The organism is Cupriavidus sp. PB-02, assembly GCF_058252315.1.
Window position 1 is genome coordinate 1,468,551 of sequence record NZ_CM177694.1, and the last position, 13,556, is coordinate 1,482,106.

General features: G+C 66.5%; 9 protein-coding genes and 2 tRNA genes. 5 read left to right on the forward strand and 6 right to left on the reverse strand.

Annotation, left to right across the window (positions count from 1 at the left end):
- Positions 1-63 precede the first annotated feature (63 nt).
- Positions 64-447: a hypothetical protein gene (locus tag AC10V3_RS07155; RefSeq protein ID WP_022534425.1), complete on the forward strand. Its 384-nt coding sequence runs from the start codon at positions 64-66 to the stop codon at positions 445-447.
- 25 nt (positions 448-472) lie between these two features.
- On the opposite strand, the gene AC10V3_RS07160 is transcribed toward AC10V3_RS07155, so the two are convergent.
- A complete protein-coding gene (locus AC10V3_RS07160; RefSeq protein WP_490923412.1) occupies positions 473-5,344 on the reverse strand; it encodes an NAD-glutamate dehydrogenase in 4,872 nt (1,623 codons plus the stop codon).
- A 236-nt stretch (positions 5,345-5,580) separates the two neighbouring features.
- Complete coding sequence (locus tag AC10V3_RS07165) at positions 5,581-6,141, reverse strand: hypothetical protein (RefSeq protein WP_022534427.1); 561 nt, start codon at positions 6,139-6,141, stop codon at positions 5,581-5,583.
- A gap of 373 nt (positions 6,142-6,514) precedes the next feature.
- Between AC10V3_RS07165 and scpC the strand changes: the two genes are divergently transcribed.
- Positions 6,515-8,023, forward strand: coding sequence for a succinyl-CoA:acetate CoA-transferase ScpC (gene scpC, locus AC10V3_RS07170; protein ID WP_349604704.1), 1,509 nt, complete (start codon positions 6,515-6,517; stop codon positions 8,021-8,023).
- 81 nt (positions 8,024-8,104) lie between these two features.
- Here the strand turns inward: scpC and AC10V3_RS07175 are convergent, their stop codons facing one another.
- The 3 genes from AC10V3_RS07175 to AC10V3_RS07185 form a co-directional block, all read right to left on the reverse strand.
- Positions 8,105-8,464, reverse strand: coding sequence for a hypothetical protein (locus AC10V3_RS07175; protein WP_022534429.1), 360 nt, complete (start codon positions 8,462-8,464; stop codon positions 8,105-8,107).
- A gap of 325 nt (positions 8,465-8,789) precedes the next feature.
- Complete coding sequence (locus AC10V3_RS07180) at positions 8,790-9,770, reverse strand: tripartite tricarboxylate transporter substrate binding protein BugE (RefSeq protein WP_041680994.1); 981 nt, start codon at positions 9,768-9,770, stop codon at positions 8,790-8,792.
- 344 nt (positions 9,771-10,114) lie between these two features.
- Positions 10,115-10,190 (reverse strand) — tRNA-Lys (locus AC10V3_RS07185).
- Positions 10,191-10,351: 161 nt separating this feature from the next.
- On the opposite strand from AC10V3_RS07185, the gene AC10V3_RS07190 reads away from it, so the two are divergent.
- Positions 10,352-11,260, forward strand: coding sequence for a LysR family transcriptional regulator (locus tag AC10V3_RS07190; protein ID WP_022534431.1), 909 nt, complete (start codon positions 10,352-10,354; stop codon positions 11,258-11,260).
- A 130-nt stretch (positions 11,261-11,390) separates the two neighbouring features.
- Entirely contained in the window at positions 11,391-12,779 is a 1,389-nt protein-coding gene (locus AC10V3_RS07195; RefSeq protein WP_454751784.1) for an 8-oxoguanine deaminase, read from the forward strand.
- A gap of 145 nt (positions 12,780-12,924) precedes the next feature.
- Here AC10V3_RS07195 and AC10V3_RS07200 read toward each other — a convergent pair.
- Positions 12,925-13,000: transfer RNA gene (locus AC10V3_RS07200), tRNA-Lys, on the reverse strand.
- A 224-nt stretch (positions 13,001-13,224) separates the two neighbouring features.
- Here AC10V3_RS07200 and AC10V3_RS07205 point away from each other — a divergent pair.
- Positions 13,225-13,488: a DUF1488 family protein gene (locus tag AC10V3_RS07205; RefSeq protein ID WP_022534433.1), complete on the forward strand. Its 264-nt coding sequence runs from the start codon at positions 13,225-13,227 to the stop codon at positions 13,486-13,488.
- Positions 13,489-13,556 lie beyond the last annotated feature (68 nt).

The window sequence follows — 13,556 nt, forward strand, 5'->3', positions numbered from 1 at the left end:
TGTGGGGTCAAATTCACACGTTAGCCGCCTTAAGCTCGCTCAGGCGGGACCGTTAAACACAAAATGGACTTTGCCGACCTTCCCCAAGAATCCGCTTCCAATGCTGAACGCATGGGCTGGGCGAACGCTTCGCCGGAAGTGATCGCCAAGGTGTTGAATTCGGCGTTGGCAGCGCAGGACCTTTCCGGGTTTGCCGCGCTGCTGTCGGATATCGCGCGCGACCGCGGGCTCAAGGGCCAGCGCGCCGCGCACCAGTCGATCTACGACATGCCGTACGCCAGCCTGCTGCCCCGGCAGAAGCACCTGCTGTCCGATGCCTTCGACCTGCTGATCCTGCTCGGGCTGGAGCTGCGTCCGCGCCCTGCCGATGAAGATATCGACGCCGACGCGGACAGCGATACGGACACCTATTCGGACACCGACGCGGACACAGACGCGGGCGATTAGCCCCGCGCCTGGGTGCGCCGCCGCGCTAGGCGCGTTCCAGCATGCCGATCTCGCGCACCGCGACCGACAGCATCGACAACCCCGCTGCCCCCGAGGCGCGCTGGTCGGCCAGCATGCGCGTGAAGCGTTCGAGCGCGCCGTGGCGGCTGGCCCGCCACGCGTCGATCATCGCTTCGGGCGTGTCCAGCGCGCCCGCCTGCGACAGCACGCTGCTCGTCAACGCGCGCTTGAGCCGGCCCAGGTCTTCCAGCGTGGTGGTGCGCGCGAGCAGGTCCCAGTGCGTGTCCGAGGGCAGCGCCAGTGCGCGCTCGCGCAGCCAGCTGAAGCTCAGGTGGCTGTCCAGCGCGAAATAGACACCCGCCACCAGGTCGAGGCTGCGATCGCACGCGGCCGCCACTTCCGCGATATCGAGCGCCGCGGCGGAAGTCTCGCTGCCGGCCACGCGCATCGCCAGCGCCTCGCCGACCCCGACATCGATAAATGCCTTGGCGCGCTCAGCCAGCGCCGCCGCATCCGCGGGGGGCAGCAGCCGCTGCAGCTGTGGCACCAGCCACTGCGCGGCCTGGGCAAAGCGCGCCAGGTCCTCGCCGGCCTTGCCGCCCGCACGCAGATAACGGATGAACCACAGGCAGGCACGCTCGAGCAGCAACGCCACGGCGTTGAACATGCGCGCCTGCTCGGCATCGGGCACGCGGTTGTCGAGCGCGTCGATCTCCTGCCACAGCGCGGTCAGGTTGAACACATCGCGCGCGATCAGGCAGGCGCGCACGATATCGGCGGGGCGCGCATCGGTTTCTTCCATGATCCGATGCACAAAGGTGGCGCCGATGCGGTTGACCAGCAGATTGGTCAGGTGCGTGGCCAGGATCTCGCGCCGCAGCGGATGGCGCTGCATCGCATCGCTGTAGCGCTGGCGCAGCGGCACCGGGAAGTAGTCGGCCAGCAGGCCGGCGACCAGCGTGTCTTCTGGCACGTCGGACGCCAGCAGTTCGTCGTACAGCCACATCTTGCTGTAGGCGAGCAGCACCGCGCGCTCGGGCGAGGTCAGCCCTTCGCCGGCCAGCTTGCGCTCGGCGATCTCTTCATCCGAGGGCAGGAACTCCAGCGCGCGGTTCAGCCGCCCGGCGCGCTCCAGCCAGCGCACCAGGCGCGCCTCGCCGTCGAGCAGCGGGACGGTGCTGCGCCCCGCGACCGACAGCGCTTGGGTCTGGTAGTAGTTGTCCTGCAGCACCAGCAGGCCGACTTCATCGGTCATCTCGGCCAGCAGCTTGTTGCGCTGCTTCTCGGTCATCTCTCCGTCCGCGACCACCAGCCCGAGCAGGATCTTGATATTGACTTCGTGATCGGAGCAGTCCACGCCGGCCGAGTTGTCGATCGCATCCGTATTGATGCGCCCGCCCTTGCGCGCGTACTCGATGCGGCCCAGCTGCGTGAAGCCCAGGTTGCCGCCTTCGCCGACCACCTTGCAGCGCAGCTCGCTGCCGTTCACGCGCACCGCGTCGTTGGTGCGGTCGCCGGCCTGCAGGTGTGTTTCCTGGCTGGACTTGACGTAGGTGCCGATGCCGCCGTTGTAGAGCAGGTCTACCGGCGCCATCAGGATGGCGTGGATCAGCTCGGCCGGCGACAGCGCGCTGGCCGTGACGCCGAGCACCGCCTGCACCTGCGGCGACAGCGGGATGGTCTTGGCGGTGCGCGGATAGACGCCGCCACCGGCGGAGATCAGCGTGGTGTCGTAGTCGGCCCAGCTGGAGCGTGGCAGGCTGAACAACCGCGTGCGTTCCTGCAGGGTCTTGGCCGTGTCCGGGTCGGGATCGAGGAAGATATGCCGGTGGTCGAAGGCGGCCACCAGCCGGATATGCGGCGACAGCAGCATGCCGTTGCCGAACACGTCGCCCGACATGTCGCCGACGCCGGCCACGGTGAAGTCGGTGGTCTGGATATCGACGCCCATCTCGCGGAAATGCCGCTTGACCGATTCCCACGCGCCGCGCGCGGTGATCCCCATCTTCTTGTGGTCATAGCCGACCGAGCCGCCGGAGGCGAAGGCATCGCTCAGCCAGAAGCCGTACTCGGCCGAGATCGCGTTGGCAAAGTCCGAGAATGTCGCCGTGCCCTTGTCTGCGGCCACCACCAGGTAAGGGTCGTTGTCGTCGTGGCGCACTATTTCGGGTGGCGGCACCACTTGTCCGCCGACCAGGTTGTCGGTCAGGTCCAGCAGCCCGCGCAGGAAGGTCTGGTAGCAGGCGATGCCTTCCTGCAGGAAGGCGTCGCGCTCCGTGGGCGGTGGCGGGCGCTTGACCACGAAACCGCCCTTGGAGCCGACCGGCACGATCACGGTGTTCTTGACCATCTGCGCCTTCATCAGCCCCAGCACTTCGGTGCGGAAGTCCTCGCGCCGGTCCGACCAGCGCAGCCCGCCGCGCGCCACGCGCCCGCCGCGCAGGTGCACGCCCTCCACGCGCGGCGAATAGACCCAGATCTCGAACATCGGCCGCGGCTCCGGCAGGCCGGGGACCAGCGCCGGGTTGAACTTGAACGACACGTACGGGCGCGGCTGGCCTTCCTCACTCCGGTGGAAATAGTTGGTGCGCACGGTGGCGTTGATCACGCCCAGGAAGAGCCGCAGGATGCGGTCTTCGTCGAGGTTGGGCACCTTGTCGAGCGCGGCTTCGATATCGGCCAGAAGCTTGTCGCAGCGCGCCTGGCGGGCAGGGTCGACGGCTACCTGGCTGAAGGTGTCGAAGCGCGCGACGAACAGCCCCACCAGCATCCCGGCAAGCGACGCGTTGCAGGTCAGCGCGCGCTCGATATAGGCGTCGCTGAAGGTCGAGCCTACCTGCCGCAGGTAGCGCGCATAGGCACGCAGGATGGTGACATCGCGCGCGGCCAGCTCGGCGCGCAGCACCAGCCGGTTGAGGTCGTCGTTCTCGATCTCGCCATGCCAGGCGCGGGCAAAGGCGTCCTCGAACAGCGCCTTGATGCGTGCAATGTCGAAGTCCGCTTCGCTGCCGCCGTCGGCGATCTCCAGCCCGAAGTCGTGCACCCACACCGGCATGCCGCTGTCGGGCTCGATCAGGTACGGGCGCTCTTCATCGACGCGCACGCCCAGGTGCTCGAGCATGGGCAGGCTCAGCGACAGCGCGATCGGCTCGCCCGCGCGGTAGACCTTGAAACGGAAGGCGCCCGGCGCGGCCTCGATCGGCCGGTACAGGTTCATCGCCATGCCCCTGCCGGCACCATTCGCCTGCAGCGCGTGCTCCATCAGTTCGATATCGCGCACCGCGGTGCGCGCCGGGTAGTCCTCGCGGTAGCCGGCCGGGAACGAACCGCCATAGCGTCGCAGCAGCCGGTTGCCTTGCTCTTCGCCGTAGCTTTCGTGCAGGGCCTCGGCCAGGTCGTCCTGCCAGCGGCGGCTGGCGTGGACGATGCGCTCTTCCAGTTCGCCTGTATCGACATGCGGCATGGTGCCGGGCTCGCCGCGCACGGTCAGCTGGATGCGCGCCAGCGGCGACTCCGACAGCAGCGGCTGGAATTCGCAGCTGGAGCCGTGGAAGGCCGCGGTCAGCAGCTTCTGGATCTTCTGGCGCAGATCGGTGTTGTACTTGTCGCGCGGCACGAACACCAGGCACGAGACAAAGCGGTCGAAGCGGTCGCGCCGCACGAACAGCCGTGTGCGCTGGTGTTCCTGCAGCCGCAGGATGCCGATGGTGATGTCGAACAGCTCGTCCTCGGTAGCCTGGAACAGCTCGTCGCGCGGGTATTGCTCGAGGATGGTCACCAGCGACTTGTACAGGTGCCCCTTGGCCAGGAAACCGGCGCGGGCCAGGATGTTGGCGCACTTGCGCCGCACCAGCGGGATCTCCGCGATGGGCGCCGTGTAGGCGGTCGAGGTGTACAGGCCGACGTAGCGCCGCTCGCCAAAGAGCTGGGCCTGCGGATCCAGCAGCTTGACGCCGACATAGTCCAGATAGCCGGGCCGGTGCACCGTGGCGCGCGAATTGGCCTTGGTCACGAAGATCGGCGACGCGCCTTCGATGATGATGGTGGCCGCCGCGGGCAACGGCGTCAGGTCGTCGGCATCGGGTTCGCGCAGGCTCTCGCGCAGGATGCCCGCGCCGGAGCCGGGTACGCCGCGCAGGAAATAGCGCCCGTCCTGCGACACCAGCTGGTAGTCGCGCTGGCCGAGGAAGGTGAAATGGTCGTCCATCATCCAGTCGAGGAAGGCGCGCGCTTCGGCGTTTTCCGGCGAGGCCGCGCCTGGCGTCTGGGCCAGGGCGCTGATGGTGGCCTGGGTGATGTCGCACATCTTGGGCCAGTCTTCCACTGCGGCGCGCACGTCGCCCAGCACCTGGGCGATGCCGCTGCGCAAAGCCTCCAGCCGCGCTGCCTCGCCGCTGCGGTCGATCTCGAAGTGGATAAAGGACTCCAGGCGCGAGTTGTCGCCGGCCTCGCCGGCGCCGCCCGGGGCGATGCGCTCGATGCCGCCGCGCGCATCGCGCCAGACCCGGAACACCGGATGGATCGCCGAATGCAGCGCCAGGCCCTGGCGGTTGATCTCCATCGTCACCGAATCGACCAGGAACGGCATATCGTCGTTGACGATCTCGACCACGGTGTGGTCGGAGTGCCAGCCGTGCTCTTCCAGGTTCGGGTTGTAGACGCGGATGCGGGCAGCGCTGCCGGGAACGAATTTCTGCGCGGTCTGCCAGTGCGCCATCACGGCGCCGTAGAGGTCGTCGACTTCGCGTCGGAGCAGGTCCTCGGCGTCAGTCTGGTCGTAGTAGTGCCGCAGGAAAGGCTCGACCACGGCGAATGTCGCCGCCGGCAGCCGTTCGCTGGCGAAGTTGGCCAGTTCGTCCAGCAGGTGCGCGACTTTGTCTTCGTTCTCCTGCGGCATGATCTCTCCTCGCGGTGTCGATGGGCGACGCCGGGCCGCAGTCCTGTCCGGGGGCGGTCACGGCATGTGCCGGGGCATGCTCATACTTTAGGAAAAAACGGGGCACCCGGCGCGACAAAGTAAGCGAGGGGCGTGGAGGTGGAAGAATCGACGGGAGGGAGGGGAGCCGGTCCCGGCGCAGCCTGGCGGGACCTGCTTGCCGAACGCGTCAGGGCGCTCGCATGAAAGCTATCGCGTCAGAACCGCGCGCGGGCAAGGGTAGGCGTCGAGGCGGGGCGATGCGCGACCGGCGGCAGGCCGGTGCAGGTGACCGCCGGCGCTGCGGCAGGCTTTTCCTGGCGGGCGGCTTCAGTACCCACGCGGATCTGGCGCGTAGTGTGGTCGCTCAGCGTGATCTTCATCCGTTCGAGCAAACTGCCCAGCGCCACGCGCTCTTGCGAACTGAATGGCGCCACCGACACGCTATGCAGCGCGCTCAGGGCCTGCCCGGTGCGCTCCAGCCGGCTCGCCGCGGCGTCGGCAACACGCGGGTGCGGGGCATCGCCATACTCGATCCAGCCGTCGCGCTCCAGGTCTCGCAGCATCAGCTCGGATTGCGCGACATCGATGCGCATCGCGCCCGGCAAGGGGGATCCGCGCACGAAGGCGCCTTGCCGGATGGCTCGCAACAACAGCCATTTGGCGTAATTCAGGCCAGAGGCGGAGAGGGTCTGTTCTAACGCTTCCTGCCAGGCGGTCACGGCATCGACCAGGGCGAGGACAACCGGCTCGTTGGGTTCGAGTGGTCTTGGCTGCATGAATGGCGTCTCCTGTTGTCGTTTGCCGCCACTGCGATGCTCTGGGCCGGAGCATGGCCGGCCCGGGCGGCACGGACGCCGCTGCCTCTTCGGCGGGCGCGGTCGACCGATGGCCAAGACACTATCAGAATCCATTGCAATGTTTGTGACAATTCCAGATTTCCCACGATCGCACAGGGGCATAGTGATGCAAAAGCCGCATGGCCAGGTTTTGTGAGCTATGAAAATAGCGACTGCCGTTCATGACTTTAAATCACAACCGGAATGGAAGCGGCTGGATACACTGCCTTCCGGAGACCCCCGCCAACAAGCCATCAGGCAATCGGGGCGCGCGGCACGGGCAAGGGCCCGCGCCGTCAGACCGGAGATAATGATGTACAAGGAACGCATTCGCCTGGCCAGGCTGCATGACAAAGTAGTCTCGGCCGACGAAGCCGCCGCGCTGATCCGCGACGGCATGACGGTAGGCATGAGCGGATTCACCCGCGCGGGCGACTGCAAGGAAGTTCCGTTCGCGCTGGCGCGGCGTGCGGCAACCGAGCCGCTGCGCATCACCCTGATGACCGGCGCCTCGCTGGGCAACGACATCGACCGGGTACTGGCCGAGGCGGACGTGATCGCGCGCCGCCTGCCGTTCCAGTCCGACGCCACGCTGCGCCGCAAGATCAACGCCGGCGAAGTGATGTTCATCGACCAGCATCTGTCCGAGACCGTGGAGCAGCTGCGCTCGGGCCAGATCGCGCCGGTGGACGTGGCGGTGGTGGAAGCCGTGGCGATCACCGAGCAGGGCGGCATCATCCCCAGCACTTCGGTGGGCAATTCGGCCAGTTTCGCCATGCTGGCGCGCAAGGTGATCGTCGAGATCAACCTGAACATGCCGCTGGAGCTGGAAGGCCTGCACGATATCTACTTCCCGGTGCAGCGCCCGTATCGCCAGCCAATTCCGCTGATCGCTCCCGAGCAGCGCATTGGCCTGCCGTATATCCCCATCGATCCGGAGCGGATCGTGGCCATCGTCATCACCGCCAAGGACGACAGCCCGTCCAACGCGCTGCCGCCGGATGCCGACACGCGCAGCATCGCCGGACACCTCAACGACTTCCTGTTGCACGAGGTCCGCGCCGGCAAGCTGTCGCCGGCGCTGCAGCCGTTGCAGGCGGGCATCGGCACCATTGCCAATGCGGTGCTGCATGGCCTGGTGGACTCACCGTTCCGTGACCTGAAGATGTATTCCGAGGTGCTGCAGGACAGTACCATCGAGCTGCTCGATGCGGGGCGGCTGTCGTTTGCCTCGGCGTCTTCGGTGACGCTGACGCGCGGGGTTTACCGGCGCTTCCTGGACAACCTCGACCGCTACCGCTCGCGTCTGTTGCTGCGCCCGCAGGAGATCAGCAACCATCCGGAGATCCTGCGCCGGCTGGGGCTCATCACCATCAACACGGCGCTGGAGTGCGATATCTATGGCAACGTCAACTCCACGCACGTGGGCGGCACGCACATGATGAACGGCATCGGCGGCTCCGGCGACTTTGCGCGCAATGCGCACCTGTCGGTGTTCGTGACCAAGTCGGTGGCCAAGGGCGGCGATGTCTCCAGCATCGTACCGATGGTGGCGCACGTGGACCACACCGAGCACGACGTCGACATCATCGTCACCGAGCACGGCCTGGCCGACCTGCGCGGCCTGGCACCGCGCGAGCGCGCGCTTACGATCATTGCCAATTGCGCCGACCCGCAATACCGCGAACTGCTGGGCGATTACTTCCGGCGCGCCAGCGCGCAAGGCGGGCAGACGCCGCACCTGCTGGAAGAGGCGCTGTCCTGGCACGTCGGCTTCCGCGATCGCGGCAGCATGCAGCCGGTGCAGGCGCTGGCTGCCTGAAGACGGCCCCGCCAGAATGCAAAACAGCCCGCCGAAGCGGGCTGCTTTACGTTGGTGCCGCCGCGCGGGCGGCGCGCCGGGTTACTGCGCCTTGCCAGCATTGCTGGCGGGAGCCTTGGCGCCGTCGGTGTACGGGTCCGGCTTGCCGGCCTTGGCACCGTCGGTGTACGTATCGAACTTGCCGGCCTTGGCGCCGTCCGTGTTCGGATCGAATTTCTTGCCCGAGCTGGTCAGGTCCGACTTGGTCGACTGCTTGGCACCGTCGGTATACGGGTCGAACTTGCCGGACTTGGCCGCGCCCTGGTTCGGGCCGGCCTTCTTGGTGTGGCTGCCACTGTGGATATCGCCGCCTTCCGTGTAGTTCTTTTGCGCATATACCTGGGTCGCGCCAAGCGCGGCCAGTGCAGCAACGATCAGGGTCGGAACAGTCTTCTTCAGCATGTTTTTCCTCGCGATTGACGGTCGCACAGCGCCTGCGCGAAACCGGAGTTGGGGCGGAGCGATTGCCGGAATGGACCCGGCGCAGTGGCGGAGCACCCGGCTAATGTACCGAGTAGGCGCTTGTCCGCAAAGTGAAAGTTTCTTCTAAGTGTATTGAAGACCATCGGCGGGGGCAGTGTACTGCGCGCGGTCAAGTCCTTACCGATTCCGCGCAAAACACTCCGCAGCAGTGCTTGCCTCGTCATGTGCGCAGGCAGACGACAAAAAAACCGGCTGCCGATGGCAGCCGGTTTGTGACCCCTCTCAGGACAGCTTTGCAGCCGGCTTATTCCAGCGTGATGTTCTGGTCGTGCGCGATTTTCTTGCGCAGGTCCAGTTCACGCTTGATCTGCGCGGCATACTGCGCCGAGGTATTGCCGTCGGCATAGGCGCCGCTGTCAGCCAGCCGGCGCTTGGTGTTCGGGTCCTGCAGGGCCTTGACCGCGGCGTCGTGCACGCGCGTGACGATCGCCGCCGGCGTGCCGGCCGGTGCCACCAGGCCGTACCAGGCCATGTTGTTCATGTCCTTCATGCCCGCTTCGGCGAAGGTCGGCACGTCAGGCAGGCCCTCGACCCGCTTGGGCGCCGCCACCGCCAGCGCGCGCAGCTTGCCGGCCTGAATATGCGGCATCGACGAGGGCAGGTTGTCGAACTGCGCGTTGACCTGGCCGGCCAGCGTGTCATTCAGCGCCGGGCCCGATCCGCGGTACGGGATATGGACCATGTCGGTCTTGGTGATGTCCTTGAACAGCTCGCCGTCCAGGTGCGAGATGCTGCCCTTGCCAGCCGACGCGTAGCTGTACTTGCCGGGGTTGGACTTGAGCAGCGCGACGAATTCCTTCAGGGTCTTGGCCGGCACCTTCGGGTTGACCGTCAGCACGTTGGGCACGTTGACCAGATTGGTGATCGGCGCGAAATCCTTTAGCGGGTCGTACGGGTTTTTCGGGTTGGTGGCGGGGTTGGTCGCCATCGTGCTGACCGTGGCGATGCCCAGCGTGTAGCCGTCCGGTGCCGACTTGGCCAGCGCGTCGGCGCCGATCGCGCCGCCGCCGCCGCCGCGGTTCTCCACCACGACGGGTTGGCCCAGTTCGCGGCCCAGTGCTTCGGAGACTGCGCGCGCGACGATATCGGTGGTGCCGCCGGCTGCGAACGGAACGATCAGGCGGATCGGCTTGTTGGGGTAGGACTGTGCTTGGGCAAGGCCGGCGTGCGCCAGGCCAAGGGCGGCGAGGCAGGCGGCGGCGCCTGCGTGAATGACTGCTTTCAAGGAATGCCTCCGTTCTTCTTTCACTGATTGCTTGCCAGGCGGGCTGCAGGCGTTTTGTCGGGCGATGTTTGCAAGCGTCCCGCACCGTCAGGCGTTCCCACGCTGGCATGACCGGGCCGTGCCGGGGTGCGGCGGTGGCCTGCGCCTTGTGATAGTTCCGCGATACGGAACTATGTTCCACATTGGGCGCGGTAGCGATTCAACCGGGAAAGCGCGTGTAATGGAATTGGTGAGAACCCGCGTATCAAGAAAATGGCGGGCGTGCCGTCAGAGCGGGCAGCAGGTGGGGCGGTAATGACGGTAAAAAAAGCCGGAAGCAAGCTTCCGGCTTTCTATGAATTCGCTGGTGGGGCGTGAGTGACTCGAACACTCGACCTACGGATTAAGAGTCCGCTGCTCTACCAACTGAGCTAACGCCCCAACGAAGAAAAAGATTCTAGCAAGGTACCGCATAAGACGCAATAGCCCGGCGAGATTTTTTGCGGGCCGATTTATGCGAGCCGGTTTTGCGGACCGCTACAATGCGCACGCCGTCATCTGCGCTGCCCGCGGTGCCGTCCGATCCACCAGTCTGCCCAGCCATGCACGCCAGAGTCCTGCGTTATCTCGACGAGGTCGTCCGCCGCGGTTCGATCCGCAAGGCGGCCGAGCACCTGCACGTGGCGCCGACTGCGGTCAACCGGCAGATCCTCGACCTGGAGGCCGAACTGGGCGCGCCGCTGTTCGAGCGCATCAACAAGCGGCTGCGGCTGACGCCGCTGGGCGAGATGGTGCTGGCTCACGTGCGCCAGACGCTGCGCGAGCACGACGCGCTGCGCGAGCGCATCGAGGACTTCAAGGGCGCGCGCCGCGGCGACGTAACCGTGGCCGTGACGGCAGGCCTGGCGGGCTCGCTGATGCCGTCGCTGGTGCACGACTTCCGCCAGCGCTATCCGGGCATCGTTGTGCGCGTCAACGACCTGCCGGTGGCAGCCATCGTCGCCGCGGTGGAGCAGGGTGGCGCCGACCTGGGCCTGGGTTACGACCTGCCCGAGCTGCCGGCCTTCCGGGCGCTGGCCACCAGCGACTGGCAGATCGGCGCGGTGGTGCCGCCGGGCCATGCACTGGCCGCGCAGCCGTCGGCGCTGCTGAGCGAATGCGTGGGTTACCCGCTGATCCTGCCGGCGCCGTCGCTGTCGATCCGCGCGATCCTGGACGATGCCTTTACCCGCAATGCAATCGAGGTGTCGCCGGTGGCCGAGTCCACCTCGACCGTGCTGATCCGGCAACTGGTAATGCTCGGCACCGGCATCGCGCTGCTGAACCCGCTCGACGTGATGGAGGAGCGCGCACGCCAGGCGCTGGTGTACGTGCCGCTGCGCGACCGCCACCTGCAGGGCCAGACGCTGACGCTGGTGGCGCGCGCCAGGGGTTCGCTCAGCGCGGCGGCGCAACTGATGGCGGAGCGTATCGGCGAGGCGCTGGCGGCGCTGTTCGCGCAGGCGCGATAGCAGCCGGTACCAGGCAGTGCTGTCCACTTTTTGTGGACAGCATGGTCGGAATTCTGCGCTTAGGGGTTGGCATGGCCGCACCGTAGACTGGCGGCCATCCCCTCCACCCGAACGCAGAAGGAATCCCGCCATGACCCTGATTGCCCTGAGCGCCGACGTGCTGGTCACGATGGACGCGCAGCGCCGCGAGATCCGCGATGGCGCGCTGGTCGCAGAAGGCCCGGCCGTGCAATGGGTCGGCCCGACCTCGGAGTTGCCGCCGCAGTACCGCCGCATGGCCGACGAAGGCAGCGCGCAGGTGCTCGACATGCGCGGCCGCGTGGTCACGCCGGGCCTGGTCAACACGCATCACCACATGTACCAGAGCCTGACGCGCGCGGTGCCCGCGGCGCAGGATGCCGAGCTGTTCTCGTGGCTGACCAATCTGTACATGCTGTGGTCGCACCTGACGCCGGAGATGATCGCGGTGTCGACCAGAACCGCGATGGCCGAGCTGATGCTGTCGGGCTGCACCACCACCAGCGATCACCTTTACCTCTATCCCAACGGTGCGCGCCTGGACGACTCGATCGCCGCCGCGCAGGAGATGGGCATGCGCTTCCACGCCGCACGCGGCTCGATGAGCGTGGGCCGCAGCAAGGGCGGCCTGCCGCCCGACGCGGTGGTGGAGGAGGAGGCCGCCATCCTGCGCGACAGCCAGCGGCTGGTGGAGCAGTACCACGACAGCGCCCGCCACGCGATGCTGCGCATCGTGCTGGCGCCGTGCTCGCCATTCTCGGTCTCGCGCGACCTGATGCGCGAGTCGGCCAGTATGGCGCGGCACTATGGTGTGTCGCTGCACACCCACCTGGCCGAGAACGACAACGACATCGCCTACTCGCGCGAGAAGTTCGGCATGACGCCGGCACAGTATGCCGAGGACCTTGGCTGGGTCGGCCACGACGTGTGGCATGCGCACTGCGTCAAGCTGGACGAGGCAGGCATCGCATTGTTCGCCCGCACCGGCACGGGCGTGGCGCATTGCCCGTGCTCGAACATGCGGCTTGCGTCCGGCATTGCCCCGGTGCGCGCGATGCGCGACGCGGGCGTGCCGGTCGGGCTGGGCGTCGATGGCAGTGCGTCGAACGACGGCGCGCATATGCTGGGCGAGTCGCGCCAGGCGCTGCTGCTGCAGCGGGTCGGCTACGGCCCGGCGGCAATGAGCGCGCGGGAGGCGCTGGAAATCGCCACGCTGGGCGGTGCACGCGTGCTCAACCGCGACGATATTGGCGCGCTGGCGCCGGGCATGTCGGCGGACTTCGTTGCCTTCGATATGTCCGCGGTCGGGTTTGCCGGCGGCGGCCACGATCCGGTGGCGGCGCTGGTCTTCTGCACGCCGGCCAATGTCGCGGCCAGCGTGATCAACGGGCGTGAAGTAGTGCGCGACGGCGCGCTGCTGACGGCCGATCTGCCGAACGTGCTGCTGCGTCATCGCGCGCTGGCGCGCACGTTGTTCGAGCGCGCCAGCATCGACGCCTGATTGCAGGTGTGGCGGCGCCGGCATGCCCGCCGCCGCTAGCCGATGCGTGCGGCAAGCGCATGACAGCTGCGGTGAAAAATCGCAAATAAGAAAAGAAAAAGCAAAAGGCCGGAAGCATCGCTGCTTCCGGCCTTTCTGTATTCGCTGGTGGGGCGTGAGTGACTCGAACACTCGACCTACGGATTAAGAGTCCGCTGCTCTACCAACTGAGCTAACGCCCCAACGAAGAACGAGATTGTATCAGGATTTTTGGCGCTGTCAAATGTTTGGTGCGAGTCTCTGCAGAACATGCCAACTGCCGCGGAAGCGGCATCGTCACGTGCATGGAACCGAACGCCAGCGCCAAAGGTCTTCGGTTTGAGCGCATTCGCACAAGGTGTACCGGTACGATATCGCCAGAGCCATGTTAGGATTCTTCTCCACTTGCATATGGAGGGCTGCACCGATGGAAATCAAATTCCAAGAGCAAGAGCGCTACGACATCAACAATGAAGGCTTGCTCTTTCAGGCGATCGTCAATGGCGAGAAGGTGACTTGCGTGGTGACACGTGAAGCACTGTGGGAAGGCTTCAGCGCTGATCAGGTGCTGTCGCTGGAAGAGGCATTCCGTGCCGGCCGCGAAACCATCGAACGCGCCGCCGTGGTGCTGATCGAGCAGGGCGCGCCCCAGCCAATCGTCGTCAAGCGCGCCCACGTGGCGCCGATCTGATGAGGATGGATGCCCCGGCCAGCCGTTGGCATGCCGTGGGCGCCCATCCGCTGTCAGCTTCGTTGCCA